Origin of the sequence: Chryseobacterium echinoideorum (assembly GCF_007474535.1) — a bacterium.
GTDB lineage: Bacteria > Bacteroidota > Bacteroidia > Flavobacteriales > Weeksellaceae > Chryseobacterium > Chryseobacterium echinoideorum.
This window is the reverse complement of the sequence record NZ_VKNW01000004.1, coordinates 94199-112345: the sequence shown is the minus strand read 5'-3', so window position 1 is coordinate 112345 and position 18147 is coordinate 94199. Positions and strand designations below refer to the sequence as shown.

Below are 18147 nucleotides of genomic sequence, written 5' to 3'. Positions count from 1 at the left end.
ATTGCAAATATCCGTTTTTAATGTGCAACCTAACTGCACTAAAAAGCAAATTTAATGTTATCTAGCCTTTTCTTTAAAATTAGAGCTAACTCCTTCGGTTCCAAAACATACATTTTTTCACCATAAGATAAAATTAAAGATTCCAATTCATAATTAAGCTTCACTTGAAGATGTAGTACATTTCCTCTGATCTTTTGTGAACCATGAATAGGTTTCGAGCGGACATATGGAATAATGTTTTCCGAAAGCTCTATTTTAACATCAACAACTTCCTTGGATTCGTCGTTACTAACTCCAATGATATCATCAAAATAATATTTAAAATCAATTTCGCATGTTTTAAATTCTGTTTTAGACGTTTGAATATCAACCATCCTATCTAAAGCTAAATTTTGAATTTTATCATATTTATGATTATGACCGAATAAAAACCATCTATTATTGTATTGTTTTAGATAATAAGGAGATATATTGAAAGTTTTTTCTTTGTCCGAATTAAAACCTTGATATTTGATATCTAAAGCTTGAGTGTTTGCAATATGATGATACAAAGGATTTAGCAGTTCAATACCCTTTAAAAATTCATTATCTTCAAAACTGATGATTTGTCTTTGGTTTTGAGATTGGTTTATACCGGAATTTAATTTTGCCTGCATCGTATTTACCCAATCGAAGCCTGGCAAATTATTTATTCTAGACAGAGTTTCCATCGCCTCATTAAGCGAGTTTAATTCTGATGGATTTAACGGACTATTTAAAATAGAAAATTCTGGATCTGCATACCTATAAAAAACTTTCTTACCATCTTTATAGCTTTCAATAGGTGCACTAAAACCAGCTTCACTGCGCATAAAATTGATATCTGCGAAAATTTGTCTACGAGAAATAGTTGTTTCCCTTACGAAATGTTCTGTTAAAACAAAAGAACAATAATTAATCAGATCTTGTATATAGAATTTCTTGTAAGTATTAGATAAGCATTTATCCAGTGCTTTATATCTGATTACCGCATTTTTATTACTTGCCATAATGTCTTCACGTAAGTTTTCCAAAAATACGAAAAGAAAAAAATATGATTATGGAACTTTTGAATTTTAATACATCGATATCACTAGTAATAGCATCCTAATTTCAAAAAAAATAAAGATTCTGATAAATTTATTTCATTTGCAAACTCTAAAAAATGGCAAGAAAAATTTCTATGATCGTTATGATTCAAAGTCAAAAAAATCCTTCAGGGAAATTCCAATGAGCTTAGAAAATTTTGCTATCGTATAAATAGTTAATCCTCTCTTATTATTTTTACTTTCCCAACGATTTAATATTTGCCTATCAATTTCGAACTTTTTGGCAAATTCAGATTGCGACAAACCAGTACTGGCTCTAAGAAACTTAATTCTGTCAGCAATTTTATTTTTTAATATTATATCTTCCTCGGTGAGTGCGGCCATCTTGCAATTTTGCAAAAAACCATAACTTTATTGTAATCCACTTGGATTACAATAAAGAATTTTTTATATTTGTAAATAACAAAACGCAATTATTCCAATTTAAAAATTGAAGCAATTGCTTAGAATCTCGCATTAGAAAACTGGTAATTTTTATGTGTACGAGAAGATAAGTATCTTTGCCCACGACCGCGGCGTGGGCTCACTTATCGTACACGGGTATACCAGTGCCTCTAATGCTATAAGTTGAGTTCCACGCCGTTTATTTTTCGTAAACTTAAATAAATAGGGTATTGAAAATGAGTAGAATTCTCTTAGTAGATATAAGCATTTACTTCCAGCCATAATTTTGCTAAGTACAATGCTTATGAAAAGAACAAACATTTTATCCCGTAAGTTTACTGAAGATCATTTGTATAAACTGTTAAAAGAAGGTAATCCCTCTGCACTAAATCATATACATTTAAAATACAAAAGGCTGCTGTTTTGGATAGGGAAACAAATGCTTGAAGATGATTTTGTTGTTGAAACCCTAATTCAGGATGTCTTTCTCAAACTATGGTTAAATCGTGATTCCATAGAAACTCCGAATCATATCCTTGGTTTTTTGCGGTTTGTCCTCAAAAGAGATTGCATATCTTATTTCAATACTCCAAAAAACAAATTCGCACGTTTGACAGCTTCGCTTGAAAGTTTTGAGAATTATCAGGATTATCTTGTTGGTTACGATCCAACGGAAGATAAAGAGCATATCTTCAATCAGGAATCTGATCAAAAACATTTTGATGAAGTCCAAAAGGTTTTAAATGTTCTAAATCCTAAAAGAAAACATCTCATCGGGTTGTGTCTTGAGTATGGCTTTCATTACAAACCCATTGCAGAAGCAATGGGAAGCAATGTAAAAGACATTAGCAATGAAGTAAATAGAGCAATTGTTGATCTAAGGAAAATCCTTAATACAAGCTCTTTTGAAGAGCCAAAAAGAAAAAATTCTGATAACATAGAAAAATCTGAACTTAGCAGTCAACAAATTGAAATTATAACCAAAAGATTTGAACAGAAATCTTCATTTGCTGTCATTGCACGGGAACTAAAACTTTCTGAAAAAGAAGTCCATCAGGAGTTTCTTTACGCCTATCAATATTTACAGAATCAAAACAACTCTGAAATACATATTTGATATGGAAAAATCGACGATGACACTTACCCGAAAAATTCAGTTGCTGATTGACGTTCCATCAGATCAAAAAAATGAAATATGGGAAAAACTCTATCGATATCAAAACCGATGTTTCCGAGCGGCCAACTTAATAGCTTCTCATTTGTATGTTCAGGAAATGATTAAAGACTTCTTTTACCTTTCAGAAGAAATCCAATACAAGTTGGCTGATGAAAAAAAAGATGAGATGGGAATGTTTAACCGTTCGAAAACCGGAACCACCGCAAGAATGGTCTTTGACCGTTTCAAAGGAGAGATTCCGACCGACATTCTAGGGAGCCTTAACAATACGATTCAATCTACTTTTTCTAAAAATAAAGCCGACTATTGGCAGGGAACAAAATCATTGAGAAATTTTAAAAAAGATATTCCTATTCCGCTTCCTGTTAAATGTATCAGCAAGATGAGATATGAAGAAGAAATAAAAGCCTTTTGCTTCAATATGTTTGCAATACCTGTCAAAACATACTTAGGTAATGACTACACTGATAAACGAACAATCATGGAGCGCTTACTAAAAGAAGAGATAAAACTTTGCACTTCGCAGATCCAACTGAAAGACAGGAAAATCTTTTGGCTTGCGGTTTTTGAATTCGAAAAAGAGGAAAACCTTTTAAAACCTGAAATCATTGCGGAAGCTTCGCTTTCTTTGGAACATCCCATAGTTGCAAAAGCTAACAACGTAAGAATCAATATTGGGTCAAAAGAAGAATTCTTGTACCGCAGGCTTGCAATTCAGGCAAGTCAAAAAAGAATTGAAGACTGTATATCGTATGCCCGTTCTGGAAATGGAGTAAAACGAAAACAGAAGGCATTACACAAAACAAAGAATTTGGAAAGCAGATACGTAAGTAATCGTCTTCACGTGTACAGTCGACAGCTTATAGATTTCTGCATCCGTCAACAAGCAGGCACACTTATTCTTAAAAATCACGAAGAAAAAATAGGCATTGCAAAAGAAAATGAATTTGTTCTTCGCAATTGGAGTTATTATGAATTGCAGACCAAAATCAAATACAAGGCTGAAAAAGCTGGCATTGAGTTGATCATTGGATAAAAAATTAATGAGGGTGCTTGTACACCCGTAGGGTGAGGTCTTGAAATACTCACTAAATACTTAATTGTATATACAACGGCGTGGGCTTTTTTTCAAAAAAAGATTAATATAGCCCAAAGCGGCTAATAAAGAGTAGTTTACAAGAGTGGAAAACACTATCGGTAACGATTTAGTAATGGTGCTTACTGCACTTATTTTCATTTGATTACCTTGTAAATCAATATTGCAAATATAAAAAATAAAGGGTAAAGAGTATTGGTTCTTTATCCTTTATTTTTACCCTTTCCTTCTACTTAATAACAAATAAAATCTCCCCACTGGGGAGAAACTGTGATAATAGTTTCAATATTATTCCCAAATTTTGACATATCAACAATAGATGCAACTCCGAAACAAATTGTGAGAACCTCTAAACGACTATGCTATGGAAATCGTGTTGAATAAAATATTATCGCAAATTCATTATCAAGAAGACAAACTATCTTCTCAAATGATGCCAACAGCGAATGAGGCTTATCAAATGACGTTGTTCCTAAAAGAACTGCTCTGTGCCATAAAAATCAAAGTCTTACAAGCCGGATTTAAAGATGAACAACAGGAGATTGAATTTTTCAGGAATATCAAACCGCAAATATTAGGAAAACTAATTTACTACAATAAAGTATTCCGCATAGAAACAACCTGTCCTGTCAATAACGGCAAAATACATCATAGCTACTACGAAAACCTATTAAAAAATCTGAAATCAGAATATAAGGAAAATATTTGTAATGAAGATTTTTATAGATATTACCGTGCTGGTAGAACAGATCGTGACCATACTTATTTCAAACTTGGAAAGATCAATTATCACGATGGTTTGAAAAGTGGCGTATTTGAAATTGACCTCAGCTTCTCAACGTATTATGATAATAAGATTGCACATATTATTGCTAATGAATTACTTTATACTTACATGCTCAGCAAAATCAATCCCGAAGAAAACCCAGACACGATTTTACAGAATTTAGATACAAATAAGGATATTTCATGGACAAATTCTCAAAATGCACTTATTGAGCTCATATACGCTCTCTATGCTTCAAATTCCATTGCATACGGAAAAATAGGGATAAGAAAATTGGCTTTGATTTTTCAAGTGCTGTTTAGAACTCCGTTAAACGATATTCATCATTCTTTCCACCGAATGAAAACAAGAGCAGGTTCAAGAACTGCATTTTTAGACCAGCTTAAAATATCCCTCGAAGAATATATGGATAAAGACCTTTAGCTATATCAAAATAAAGATTTGAAAGCAGTACCCAAAACGTACTGCTTTTTTCTTTGCCCATATCTGCCAATTGGCAAATGTTGATACAACCTCATAATTAAACTCACTCAAATCCCTAAAACCCTTATTAAACAAGGGTTTACCAAATTGTAGAAAATTTCAAAAAACCGCCAAACCAATTGGCAAGCATTGGCAGACAAACACTGCCACCTTTCACAATTTTGCATAAAGAACTTTAAATGATATGCAATGAAAATAATAACCATTGAAGAGGAAGCCTGGCAACAGCTTAACAGCAGTATCAATGCCATTGCCGACTATCTGAAAAGACAGGAAGATAAAAGCTATGATGATCTGTGGCTCAATAACCACGAGGTATGCCAATACCTGCACATCAGCGAGAAAACGCTGTGGCGTATGCGTACCAAAGGCGAGATTGCTTATTCAAAAATCTATGGTCAATATTTCTACACCATAGGAGCAATTAAGGATATGCTCAATGCCAATGCCGTACAGAGCAGTGATGAATTTATGCAGGAGCTTATGGCAAAAGGCAAAAGCTTTATCGAAAAAGGCAGAAAGCTAAAGACAGATAAAAAATAGGTATGAACCCTTAAAAGTATATTCCTATGAATATTGACAGAATGGAATTTTTGGCGTGGATGGAACGCTTAATGGGTCGCTTGGATATGCTGGGCGACAATATAGATGAACTGCAAAAGAAACGCAACAGCATAGACGGCGAGGAATTGCTGGATAATCAGGATTTGCTTCAAATGCTTAAAATCAGCAACCGCTCCCTGCAACGGTATCGCTCCATCGGTAAGCTGCCCTATTATACCATAAGCGGAAAATTGTATTACAAGCTATCCGATGTACATCAGTTCATTAGAGAGAGTTTTAATCCACCCTCAAAATGAACGCCAATGAAAGACAAAGACTGCCTTTGAGTGCCACATTGGGCAATACAGCCAACGCTTAATTTACATTCGGCGGTAAACTTTAAATTTTTCAGATTATGAGCGAAGAAACAACAAATAAGCAGGAAATGCCCGAACAATTATCGGACATATTATTGGTGCTGGATAAAGAAAAAATGAAAATCCAAGCCGTAAAGAGTATTGACGAGAACGGGAAAATGGAAACCGTTGACCCCACTAAGAAAAACCAAAACCAGTTTATGCGTGTGGATAAAAGCGGTGATTTTTTTTCCAACTTCTTCTCTAATTTTTTCAGCCAGTTAAAGAACCCTACCAATTTTTCATTCTTCAAAGTGCCTGCACCTATTGCGGTTGAAAAAGCACAGGAAATGCAAAAGCAGGTTGATAAGCCCACTCCCGAAGGTGAAAAAGTGATGAAAGAACACGAAGTAAAAACAGAACCGCAACAGGATAAAAAACAAGAAAATCAAAATAATATGGCAACAACACAAACAACACCGGAAGCCAGCGAGTACCGCTACAAACCGGAGCAGATTGATTGGGACACAATGAAAAACCTCGGATTAAGCAAGGAGTATCTTGAAAAAAGAAACCTGCTTGACCCTTTGTTACGAGGTTATAAAACCAATGAACTTTTGCCGATAGGCGTTAATTTCGGCGGTACTATTCTCCGCACAGATGCCCGATTGTCTTTACAGCAAGCCGAAGATGGAAATGTTATTGTAGCAATACACGGCATCAAAAAAGAACCAAACCTCCATTTTGAGTTTTTCGGACACAAGTTTACCGATGAGGACAAAAAGAACCTGCTCGAAACAGGTAATATGGGGCGTGTAGTTAACCTGACCAATACCAAAACGGGCGAACTGATGCCGTCCATTATCAGTATAGACAGGCTAACAAATGATGTAATTGCGTTGCGGACGGATTTCATAAAAATTCCCGATGAAATTAAAGGCGTGAAACTGAACGATGAGCAAAAGCAAACTTTAATAGAGGGTAAACCACTAAAGTTAGAGGGTATGATTTCCACCAAAGGAACGGAGTTTTCGGCAACGGTACAGTTCAATGCAGACAAGCGTTATGTTGAGTTCCTGTTTGACCGCAATAACTCCAACAGGCAGACCCAAAGCAATGGGCAAACTCAAAACAACGGACAAAGTAATCAGCAAAGCCAGCCGCAGGAAGCTCCAAAAACATTCAGGGGCAAAGAACTGACCGATGAGCAGCATAAGGATTTCAAAGCCGGGCAAACCGTTTACATTGACGGATTGAAAGATAAGAAAGGGCAACCGTATCAGGGTTATATCACTTTCAATGCAGAAACAGGAAAAACGAACTTCCAATTTCCAAGCCAGGTTAAAGCACAGGCAAAACCTGCCGAAGCCCACAAAACGCAAACCGCCGTCAATTCAGAGGGCAAGACCAACGAAGCGACCAAAAATATCAACGAGCCTTTAAAATCTGGGCAACAAAGACCGAAAAACAAACAACAGCAGGAAAAATCCGAAACACCTGCAAAGTCCAAAGGCAGAAAAATGTAGTAAAGTATGAAAACAATAATCGCAGAAAAACCAAGCGTAGCAAGGGAAATAGCCGGACTTTTGGGAGCATCCGATAAAAAGGACGGCTACCTGACAGGTAACGGCTATTTTGTTACGTGGGCATTCGGTCATTTAATAGGATTGGGAATGCCCGAAGATTACGGGATTTCGGGATTTGACAAAGCAGCTTTGCCAATACTCCCAAACCCGTTTTTGCTGACCGTCCGAAAGGTCAAAAAAGACAAAGGTTATACAGCGGATACGGGTGCATTAAAGCAACTGAAAGTCATTGAACAGCTTTTTAACCGTAGTAACAGCATCATTGTAGCCACCGATGCAGGACGTGAAGGCGAACTCATTTTCAGGTACATTTATGAATACCTGAAATGCAACAAGCCCTTTGAGCGGCTTTGGATTAGTTCGCTTACCGAAAAAGCCATTAAGCAGGGGTTTGATAACCTCAAAGACGGAAAAGAATTTGATGGATTGTATCAGGCGGCACAAGGAAGAAGCCGTGCCGATTGGCTCGTGGGCATCAATGCTACACAGGCGTTGAGCATAGCCGCAGGAAATGGCATTTATTCGCTCGGAAGAGTGCAAACGCCTACACTGGTTTTGATATGCAAACGCTATTTGGAAAATAAAAATTTCTCGGTAAAGAAATACTGGCAGATACAGTTATCGCACAACAAAGAACTGATAGATTTTAAAAGCATTTCCAAAACCAAATGGGAAGACCAAAAACTTGCCGATGATACGCTGAAATCCATTCAGCGAAGTAAAACGGCAACGGTTACATCGGTGGAAACCAAAAGTATTACAGAGCAACCGCCTCTATTGTTCGACCTTACTGGCTTGCAAAAAGAAGCCAACAAAAAGCTGAACCTTTCTGCGGAAGAAACGCTCAATATTGCCCAAAGCCTTTATGAAAGGAAGTTTATCACATACCCACGCACCGGAAGCAAGTACATTCCTGAAGATATGTGGGCAGAAATCCCCAACCTCGTAAGGGCTTTGCAGGACAGCGAAACCTGCAAGCAAGCCGTAGGGAAATTGATATGGGGACGGTTCAATAAACGTATTGTAAACGATTTGCGTGTTACCGACCACCACGGATTATTGATTACTGATAAAATCCCATCAGCCCTGAACGCAAAGGAAAACTCCGTTTATGATATGATTGCCTTTCGATTGCTCGAAGCCCTTTCACAAGCCTGCATCAAAGAGATAACCGATGTGGGTTTACAGGCGTTGCATTATGATTTTACGGCAAAGGGTTGTAAGGTTATAGAAGCGGGCTGGCGTTCCATCAAAGGCAGTTTCTCCGATGATGATACCGAGCCTGTACAGGATTTGCCCGAACTGAAAAAAGGCGATGAACTTAAAATAAAAGAAGCCTCCGTTTTGGAAAAAAAAACCAAACCGCCTGTATTATATACCGAAGCAGGGCTTTTGTCGGCTATGGAAAGTGCAGGAAAGGAAATCGAAAATGAAGACGAACGGAAAGCCCTGCAAAATATCGGTATTGGCACTCCGGCTACAAGAGCCTCAATAATTGAAACCCTGTTTACCCGCAACTATGTACAACGTGAAAAGAAATCCTTAATCCCTACCGAAAAAGGATTGCAGGTGTACGAATTGGTCAAAGACCGCAAAATTGCAGACGTGGCAATGACTGCCGAATGGGAATTGGCTTTACAAAAAATCGAAAATAACGAAGCCGATGCAGGGGCATTTCAAAAAGAAATGGAAACTTACGCTTCATCTATTACCAATGAACTGTTGCAAACTTCGATTGCTCAAAATAACCTGCCAAAATTGGTTTGCCCGAAATGTAAAAGCCAGCAACTCATTATCCGTGATAAAATAGTGAAGTGTCCTGATGAGGTTTGTAATTGGGTGCAGTTCCGCAATGTGTGTGGGATACAAATCGGCATAGCCGATATTGAAAACCTTGTTAATAAAAGGAAAACTTCACTTATCAAAGGGATGAAAAGCAAGGCAGGAAAGAAATTCGATGCGTATATCGTATTGAAAGAGGATTGTACAACCTCTTTTGAGTTTGATAAAAATAAAAGCTACAAAAAGTAATGGAAAATAAGCCTACCAGTAGCACAATGGAAATCAAGAACCTGATTTATTCTATACGTGGAAAGCAAGTGATGCTGGATAGCGACCTCGCTTCCTTATATCAAGTGGAAACAAAAAACCTCAACAAAGCCGTAAAAAGAAATATTGAGCGGTTTCCTGCTTCTTTTTGCTTTCAACTGACCGAAGAGGAAGTTGAAAACTTGAGGTTCCAAATTGGAACCTCAAGTTTGAGCTACGGCGGAAGACGTTATCTGCCCTATGTTTTTACCGAACAAGGGGTCGCAATGGCTTCTGCCATACTCCGTTCAGATATAGCGGTTAAAGTCAGTGTTGAAATTATGGAAGCCTTTGTAGAAATGCGGAGAATGCTTGCCAGCAATGCCTCTCTTTTTCATCGTTTGGATAAGATTGAATTGAAACAATTAGAAGCCGACCAAAGATTTGAAGAGATTTTTAAGGCACTGGAAAGCGACAAGCTCCACAGCGAAAAAGGTATCTTTTACAACGGACAGATTTTTGATGCCTACGCCTTTGTATGTGATATTATCCGAAATGCAAAAACCTCCATTATCCTGCTGGATAATTATGTAGATGATACGGTATTGACTTTATTGGGTAAACGGAATAATAATGCAACTACCACTATCTATACCAAAAACATCAGTAATCAGCTACGGCTGGATGTACAACGGTACAACAGCCAATATCCTCGGATTGAAATTAAGATTTTTTCCGATGCTCACGACCGCTTTTTGATTATTGACGATGTGGAACTTTACCATATCGGAGCATCACTAAAAGACCTGGGCAAAAAATGGTTTGCCTTTTCGAGAATGGATATTGAGGTGGGCAGAATGCTCCAATTACTGAATAGAGTTTAATTAAATCCCTGTTTTTGACAGGGATTTAAAATTCTAATTTCTTCTTGTCCAACTTAAATTAGCAGATATTAATTCAACTATTAGGGTTTCCAGTATTTCGTTTACCCATTCTAATTCAAAAATCAAATTGTTCTTAGCGAACCTAAAAGTTAAATCTTGCTTTTCTGCGTGGAATATCTTATTCCGTAAATAGTAACAGTATTTAATACAGATGAATACAGTAATTTCTAATTCGGTATTTGTTACAGGATTTTTAACCTTGTCCTCCAAATATCCAGTAATCCTTTTAAAGATTATTTCGCTGTCAGTTGAGGACTTATTATTGTGATAAAGGTCTTTGATATAGTCGAACTTATTAAACTTATTTTCAACCTTATCCACATTGAAAATATCTTTTAAATCAGCTTCAAAATAACTGATATTATCAAGCAGATTTTTACAAATAATCTTATTTTGATACCTGAAGATAAATGCAATAAAGGAAACTATCTTTTCTTTAGTATCATAATCATTACTTAGTAGCTCATTGAAACGAACTTTTTCTCGAAGTTCTTTAGCTGTAATATTTCTTGCTCTATGCAGTGATTTTGGAAACAATGTTGGATTAGTAATTATGAAATTTCGCATTAATCGGTGGCATTCATTTTCGTTTGCACCATTTCCAAAATAATAATAGATTGAATTAAAAGATTTCCATAACTTTTCAAACCGCTCACTTTCTTCATTGGTAATTTTAGATTTCATAAGATAGGTTAAAGCATACTGAATTGCTTTAGATTTATCATTAATCTTGAATATGTCGTTGATATTGGCAGTTGAAATGTCAATACCTGAAAATTTATCGTTCAATATTTGCTCTATACCAATTTTTGAAGTTGGTAAGGCAAGCATTGTTTCTTCTCCTGTTTGCTTTATTCGGTTAATAGAGATATGCTGTATAGGAACGAAGCGGTTTACTCGGATGTAATAGTAAATCAGAGATTTTATAATCTGATTATGAATTGAACTGCTTTCTGAAAAAACAATATTTATGAGATTGATTTTTGCAGTTCTATTGCACTTTATTGTTAGTGTATCATTCTCAATCACTAATTCGTCATTTGTATCTGAACTTCCTTTATACTCCATTCCAAATACTTCCCGAGAAATTGAAATGTCAGGAGCATCAAAACGTATATTTATGGAATAATTGTGCTTTATTTTATTTTTTGCGAATGTCTTAATGGAGCTTGTTATAAAACTGTCAAACCTTGATTTCTTTTCATAATTATAAATATCATAAACGTCGGGATATAAATCCTTAAACTTTATCTTGAAATCTGTTAATGTATAAGGGTCGCCATTAAATGAATTGTGCAAAATCAAAAGTTTATCATTTATAGTTTTAACTGGCTTTCCTTTCTTTTTTTTGGTCAATCTAACATCTTCGCCAAAATTTTGCAAGGCTCTAAAGGCTTGCTCCTTAACTTCAAATATTCTATCCGTTTTCATCAAACGATACAATTCCCTTTTGCTTTCAAAGCATTTATACTTTGAAAGGAAGTCTATTGCGTTCAACCTATTCCGGTAGTCTGATATATCATTTGCAAGGTTTACATACTCTACAATGTTATTTGGTTTCTTATTGTCAAAATCCTTGTTAGCCATATTCTTCCTCACATAGTTTAATCGTCAAATTTAATCAAAACCAATCTGTATTCCGTTGCTTAACCGATTATGTTTACGACAAATCCTACCTCTTAAAGCCAAACCCTGCCACTTCTGCAAAGTGGCTTATCTACTGCTATAATTTTAGGCTTCAAATAAAATTCTAAACAAAATTATAGTATGGATACACAACAAAAAGACCTATCGTATTTCAGGTTACGACTGCAAGAATTATTAAACTCCAGCTTTCCCGAAAAAGCCAACGACCAGAAATTTATTGAGCAGCGTTCCTCGTGGGCTGCCAATGCCTACGAAGGGGCTTTTAGTTCGGGAAACGCTATTGAGCAATGCAACGAAATAGTCAATTACATACTTTTTGAGGGCTTGCATTTCTCCAAATTCGACACCGTGTTTCAGGTGGTATGCAATGAGTTTGATACCCTAATGGCAGACGAGGAACTGCGGCCCTTTGCTCTAAAAATGTTCCCTGTTTGTGAGCCTGTTTTCTCCGGCTATGAACTAACCGATGACTTCGCATACGGTTATGAGTTTGATTTACTCTATACCGAAATAACCGGAACCATCGCAATATGGATAGAGGAAAATGGGCTTCAGTAAAAAGCAACATCTCCAACAGAACATTGATGCCCTGCGAATTGCTTTTAAACTAGAAAAGGAGAACCGAAAAGCCACCGAAGGTGAAAGACTGCTAATGATGCAATACAGCGGATTTGGCGGTCTTAAGTTTGTGCTGAACCCCGTAGAAAACGAAATAGACATCAATCATTGGAGAAAAACAGAACACGACCTTTTTCCATTCACACAGGAACTCCATCAATTACTCAAAGAAAATTCAGAAGACGAAAAACAATACCGCAGGTATATAGATAGTATGAAAAGCTCTGTTCTGACGGCTTTTTATACACCGCCACAGGTCATAGATGCGATTTCCGCAACTTTGCGTGAAAGCGGTCTGAACATTGATAAATTCCTTGAACCCTCCGCAGGTATAGGGTCATTCATACAATCCTTTTCGGAAAATCAATCGGCAAATGTTACCGCTTATGAAAAAGACTTGCTGACAGGCAAGATTTTAAAACAGCTTTATCCCGAAAGCAATATCCGTGTAAGTGGTTTTGAGGAAATTTCCGAAAAGGAACAAAACAGTTATGATGTCGTTGCAAGTAACATTCCGTTTGGCGATACTTCCGTATTCGACCTTTCCTATTCCCGAAGCAAGGACACTGCAAAAGTACAGGCAGCCCGAAGCATACACAATTACTTCTTTCTGAAAGGTGCTGATATGCTCCGTGAGGGCGGTTTGCTAGCTTACATTACTTCACAGGGCATTCTCAACAGCCCAAAGAACGAACCGATACGCAGGGTGTTGATGCAGGATAATAATTTGGTTTCGGTTGTCCGCTTACCCAACAACCTGTTTACGGAATATGCAGGAACGGAAGTCGGCAGTGATTTGATTATCCTGCAAAAGAATACGGCAAAACAAAACTTGACCGAAGCGGAAGAACTGTTTTACCAAAGCAGGCAAACGGAATATAATACTCCGGGCAATGCACTCTTTCAGGACAGCACAAGAATTGTGCATACCGACCGCAAATTAGATACCGACCCTTACGGACAACCTGCCCTAATCTATACGCATAAAGGAGGCGTTGAGAGCATTGCCAAAGACCTCAAACAAATGCTTTCAGAAGATTTTGGAAAGCACCTGAATTTGAATTTATATAAAGGCGAACTAAACGATGAGCCTGTATTACAAGTTCCTGTTACACCAACACCAAAGGTTACACCTCCGGTTATCGAACCTGTAACCATTCAACCGGAAATACAATCTTTATCTGCTCCTATAATCAATCGGGAAAGTCCGCAGGAATTAAAGCAACTAAGCATTTTCGACTTGTTTGAAAATGCGGACGAACCTGTAATGGTTGCTGCTCCGCCCAAAAGAACGACACAAGTTAAAAGGCAAAGCACCAACAAAAGAAGAGGTGCAATAGGTCGCCAACCTGACCTGTTCAGCAGTGCGATGCAGCAACCTTATACGCCCCCTGTTATTAATAGAGCTACCAATGGAAATACATCTAATAACGGTAAAAAACAGGAAGCTATCGGCGACCTGTTTTCACAAATAAACGGGAATGGCCAAACTGATAAGCCAGCCGTTCCCAATACCATTCCCGAACCTGCCCCTTATAGTGGCAAACTGCAATCGTACCAACCGTAACGATTGTCTTGTTGTGGATAATGGTTGGGTCGGTTATCTGCAAGATGTAGATACATCAGACGGTACGGCAGTTTTCCACCCTTTAACTTTACCGACCTTACAGAAAGCAAGAGCCGAAGCGTACATTGCTGTACGTGATGTTTACCAAGACCTTTATAATAAAGAGGCAAAGTTTCAGACCGAATACAAGGAAGAAAGGGAAACGCTTAACCGCCTTTACGATGCCTTTGTCAAAAGGTACGGAAATCTCAACAGTGCCGATAATATCAAGCTCATCAAAACGGATAGCTCAGGTAAGGAAATCCCTTATTTGGAACGTGTCGTTGGTGGCGTGGTACACAAAGCGGATATATTCAGCCGTCCTGTAAGTTTCTCCACCTTAACAATAGCAACGGACAATCCCGAAGAAGCGTTAGCGGCTTCGCTGAACAAATACGGAAGCGTGGATTTGGAGTATATGTCCGAAATCAGCGGTATGACGGACGATGCTTTGAAAGAAGCATTGCACGGTCGTATTTACTACAATCCTCTGCAACAGGAATATGAAATATCCGAACGCTGGATTGCAGGGAATGTAGTAGAGAAAGCCCAAGAGGTCAAAGCGTATCTCGAACGCAATCCCGATGATGCCGAAGCCAAAGCAAGCCTTACAGTCATAGAAGAAGTCCGACCAAGGCGTATCGAATTTGAGGAACTCGATTTTAATTTGGGCGAACGCTGGATACCCACAGGTATTTATGCCCGATTTGCTTCACATCTTTTTGATACGGACGTACTCGTTCATTACTCTGAAAGCTCCGATGACTTTTCAGTAAAGTGCGGCCGTAAGAATTTGCATATATGGGAGAAATATGCTGTCAAAGCTGAAAGCCGGACGTTTGATGGGATTGCCCTGTTCAAACACGCCCTTGTCAATACCACGCCTGATATTACCAAAAAAATTACGGTTGGCGACCAAGAGGTCAAGGTGCGGGATAAGGAAGCCATACAAATGGCGAATACCAAGATTGATGAAATCCGTACCGCCTTTACCGAATGGCTTCATGCCCAAAATGGTGAATTTAAGACAAGACTTACCGACCAATACAACGATACGTTTAACTGCTTCGTCCGACCGAACTATGACGGAAGCCATCAGGACTTTCCGGGCTTAGACCGTAAGGCGTTGGGCATTGAAGACCTGTATTCAAGCCAAAAGGATGCCGTTTGGATGATAAAGCTGAACAACGGGGCAATTTGTGACCACGAAGTAGGTGCAGGAAAAACCCTTGTGATGTGTACCGCAGCACAGGAAATGAAACGTTTGGGATTGGCCCATAAGCCGATGATTATCGGGCTGAAAAGCAATGTTCACGAAATTGCCGAAGCCTACCGCACCGCTTACCCACACGCCAAAATACTGTTTCCGGGCAAAGAAGATTTTACGCCCCAAAAACGTCTGCGGATTTTTGGCGATATTAAAAACAACGATTGGGATTGTGTTATTCTCACACACGACCAATTCGGAATGATACCGCAATCGCCCGAAATGCAAAAGGAAATTCTCCAAATCGAGTTAGATAGCGTAGAACGAAACCTCGATGCGCTGCAATCGCAAGGCAAAGAAATTACCAGAGGAATGCTTGCAGGAGTAATCAAGCGAAAAGAAAACCTCGAAGTGAAGCTCAAAACCTTGCAACACGATATTGATAACCGCAAAGATGATGTGGTTGATTTTAAGATGATGGGCATTGACCATTTGTTTGTGGACGAAAGCCATCAATTCAAAAATCTGATGTTTAACACAAGGCATTCAAGAGTTGCGGGATTGGGTAATGTTGACGGAAGCCTAAAAGCTATGAACCTACTTTTTGCCATTCGTACCATTCAGGAACGCATCAATGCGGATATGGGAGCAACTTTCCTTTCGGGTACAACTATCAGTAATTCGCTGACGGAACTGTATCTGCTATTTAAGTACCTGCGACCACGGGCAATAGAAAAACAGGGTATTCACTCTTTTGATGCGTGGGCAGCTATTTATGCAAGGAAAACGACCGATTATGAATTTTCGGTTGCTAACAACATTGTAGCAAAAGAGCGTTTCCGCTACTTTATCAAAGTGCCGGAGCTGGCGCAATTCTACTCGGAAATCACAGATTACCGAACCGCAAAGGATATAGGCATTGACCGACCGAATAAGAATGAGATATTGTATAATATTCCGCCCACTCCAGACCAGTCTGCATTTATTCAAAAATTGATGGATTTTGCAAAAACGGGAAATGCCGAGTTGCTCGGAAGACCACCGTTGTCGCAAAGCGAAGAAAAGGCGAAGATGCTCATTGCTACGGATTACGCCCGCAAAATGTCACTCGATATGCGGATGGTAAATGGAAAATATGAAGACCATCCCGATAGCAAAGCTTCGCATTGTGCAGTAAACATTGCTAAGTACTACAACCAATACAACTCACAAAAAGGAACGCAGTTTGTTTTCTCGGATTTGGGAACCTACAAGCCAGGCGAATGGAATGTGTATTCAGAAATCAAACGCAAACTTGTGGAAGACCACGGCATTCCGGCTCATGAAGTCCGCTTTATACAAGAAGCAAAAAATGATAAGCAACGTAAGGAGCTTATCAAAGGGATGAACGAAGGCAAAATCCGTGTACTGTTCGGTTCAACCAGTATGTTGGGTACTGGTGTGAATGCACAAAAAAAATCCGTTGCCGTTCATCATCTCGATACGCCGTGGCGACCAAGCGACCTTGCCCAAAGGGACGGAAGAGCTGTTCGTAAAGGCAATGAGATCGCCAAGTTTTTTGCAGAAAATAAAGTAGATGTAATCATTTATGCCGTAGAAAAATCATTGGACAGCTATAAATTTAACCTGCTGTATAATAAGCAACTTTTTATAGACCAATTAAAAAAAAACAATCTCGGCAAACGAACCATTGACGAGGGCAGTATGGACGAAAAATCGGGAATGAATTTTTCGGAATATGTGGCCATCCTATCAGGAAATACAGACCTGTTGGATAAAGCCAAGTTAGAAAAACAAATTGCTGGACTGGAAAGCGAAAAACAGGCGTTCAACCGTTCTAAATTCAGTGCCAAATCCAAACTGCAAGATTATACGGAAGAGTTGGATAGTACGCAATCCCGTTTCAACCGAATGAGCCTCGATTGGGAAAACTTGCAGCAACGCATACAAAAACATTCGGACGGTACAATTGCAAATCCTGTGCAGTTGGACGGAGTACCGCCCAATGCGGATATGAAACAAATCGGTGCAAAGCTCAACCAGCTTGCGGACAAAGCCCGCACCGGAGGTCAGTACGAAGAAATAGGAAGCCTGTACGGTTTTACGCTGTTGGTCAAAACTGAAATGTCCGAAAAAGAGGATGTGGATATTCGGGTAAACCGTTTTTTTGTACAGGGCGAGGGTAATATCAAATATACCTACAACAACGGTATCATCGCCAAAGATGAAAAGCTGGCTGCTACGAACTTCCTTAATGCACTGGAGAAATTGCCCGGCTATATCGAACAGGAGCAAAAGAAAATTGTGGAAATACAAAAGGATTTACCTGTTCTTCAGGAAGTTCTTAACGGTACATGGAGTAAGGAGAACCGATTGAGCGAACTCAAAACGGAGTTAGCTTCCGTTGAACGGAAGATACTGCTATCTATGAAAAAATCTAAAGAAGACCCCAACGATGAAGCCGAAAATAAAGTTGAGAAACAAGAGCATACACCCATTGTTGCTGGTAGTATTATTCAGACAAAAGGTACTCATCTGCCAAGAGGGATAATATAAAC

General features: G+C 38.4%; 12 protein-coding genes and 1 pseudogene. 10 read left to right on the top strand and 3 right to left on the bottom strand.

Features of this window, described 5'->3' with window-relative positions; translation table 11 throughout:
- Positions 1-38: 38 nt before the first annotated feature.
- Both FOL89_RS06490 and FOL89_RS06485 read right to left on the bottom strand, forming a co-directional pair.
- On the bottom strand, positions 39-1028 hold the full coding sequence (locus FOL89_RS06490) for a helix-turn-helix transcriptional regulator (RefSeq protein ID WP_144282014.1): 990 nt from the start codon (positions 1026-1028) through the stop codon (positions 39-41).
- Positions 1029-1208: 180 nt separating this feature from the next.
- Positions 1209-1451 carry a helix-turn-helix transcriptional regulator gene (locus FOL89_RS06485; RefSeq protein ID WP_144282013.1) on the bottom strand — a complete coding sequence of 81 codons (243 nt, stop codon included), beginning with the start codon at positions 1449-1451 and terminating at the stop codon, positions 1209-1211.
- Between the two features lie 364 nt (positions 1452-1815).
- On the opposite strand from FOL89_RS06485, the gene FOL89_RS06480 reads away from it, so the two are divergent.
- The 8 genes from FOL89_RS06480 to FOL89_RS06445 all read left to right on the top strand — a co-directional run bounded on the left by FOL89_RS06480 (position 1816) and on the right by FOL89_RS06445 (position 10451).
- Entirely contained in the window at positions 1816-2628 is an 813-nt protein-coding gene (locus FOL89_RS06480) for an RNA polymerase sigma factor (RefSeq protein WP_144282012.1), read from the top strand.
- A 1-nt stretch (position 2629) separates the two neighbouring features.
- Positions 2630-3724 (top strand): hypothetical protein, encoded by a 1095-nt coding sequence (locus tag FOL89_RS06475; protein WP_144282011.1) that lies wholly within the window; start codon positions 2630-2632, stop codon positions 3722-3724.
- Between the two features lie 424 nt (positions 3725-4148).
- Complete coding sequence (locus FOL89_RS06470; protein ID WP_144282010.1) at positions 4149-4994, top strand: RteC domain-containing protein; 846 nt, start codon at positions 4149-4151, stop codon at positions 4992-4994.
- 249 nt (positions 4995-5243) lie between these two features.
- Complete coding sequence (locus FOL89_RS06465; RefSeq protein ID WP_080779245.1) at positions 5244-5597, top strand: helix-turn-helix domain-containing protein; 354 nt, start codon at positions 5244-5246, stop codon at positions 5595-5597.
- A gap of 26 nt (positions 5598-5623) precedes the next feature.
- The gene (locus tag FOL89_RS06460; RefSeq protein ID WP_074745793.1) at positions 5624-5914 is read left to right on the top strand and encodes a helix-turn-helix domain-containing protein; all 291 of its coding nucleotides are present in this window, start codon (positions 5624-5626) and stop codon (positions 5912-5914) included.
- A gap of 98 nt (positions 5915-6012) precedes the next feature.
- On the top strand, positions 6013-7479 hold the full coding sequence (locus FOL89_RS06455) for a DUF3945 domain-containing protein (protein ID WP_144282009.1): 1467 nt from the start codon (positions 6013-6015) through the stop codon (positions 7477-7479).
- 6 nt (positions 7480-7485) lie between these two features.
- Positions 7486-9570, top strand: coding sequence for a type IA DNA topoisomerase (locus FOL89_RS06450; protein WP_144282008.1), 2085 nt, complete (start codon positions 7486-7488; stop codon positions 9568-9570).
- The gene (locus FOL89_RS06445) at positions 9570-10451 is read left to right on the top strand and encodes an ORF6N domain-containing protein (protein WP_144282007.1); all 882 of its coding nucleotides are present in this window, start codon (positions 9570-9572) and stop codon (positions 10449-10451) included. Before FOL89_RS06450 ends, FOL89_RS06445 begins: the two co-directional genes overlap by 1 nt.
- A gap of 33 nt (positions 10452-10484) precedes the next feature.
- On the opposite strand, the gene FOL89_RS06440 is transcribed toward FOL89_RS06445, so the two are convergent.
- Positions 10485-12098 (bottom strand): hypothetical protein, encoded by a 1614-nt coding sequence (locus FOL89_RS06440; protein WP_144282006.1) that lies wholly within the window; start codon positions 12096-12098, stop codon positions 10485-10487.
- Positions 12099-12278: 180 nt separating this feature from the next.
- Between FOL89_RS06440 and FOL89_RS06435 the strand changes: the two genes are divergently transcribed.
- Both FOL89_RS06435 and FOL89_RS06430 read left to right on the top strand, forming a co-directional pair.
- Positions 12279-12716, top strand: coding sequence for a DUF1896 domain-containing protein (locus FOL89_RS06435; protein WP_144282005.1), 438 nt, complete (start codon positions 12279-12281; stop codon positions 12714-12716).
- A pseudogene (locus FOL89_RS06430) lies at positions 12703-18145 on the top strand (N-6 DNA methylase). Before FOL89_RS06435 ends, FOL89_RS06430 begins: the two are co-directional and overlap by 14 nt.
- The last annotated feature ends 2 nt before the right edge of the window (positions 18146-18147 follow it).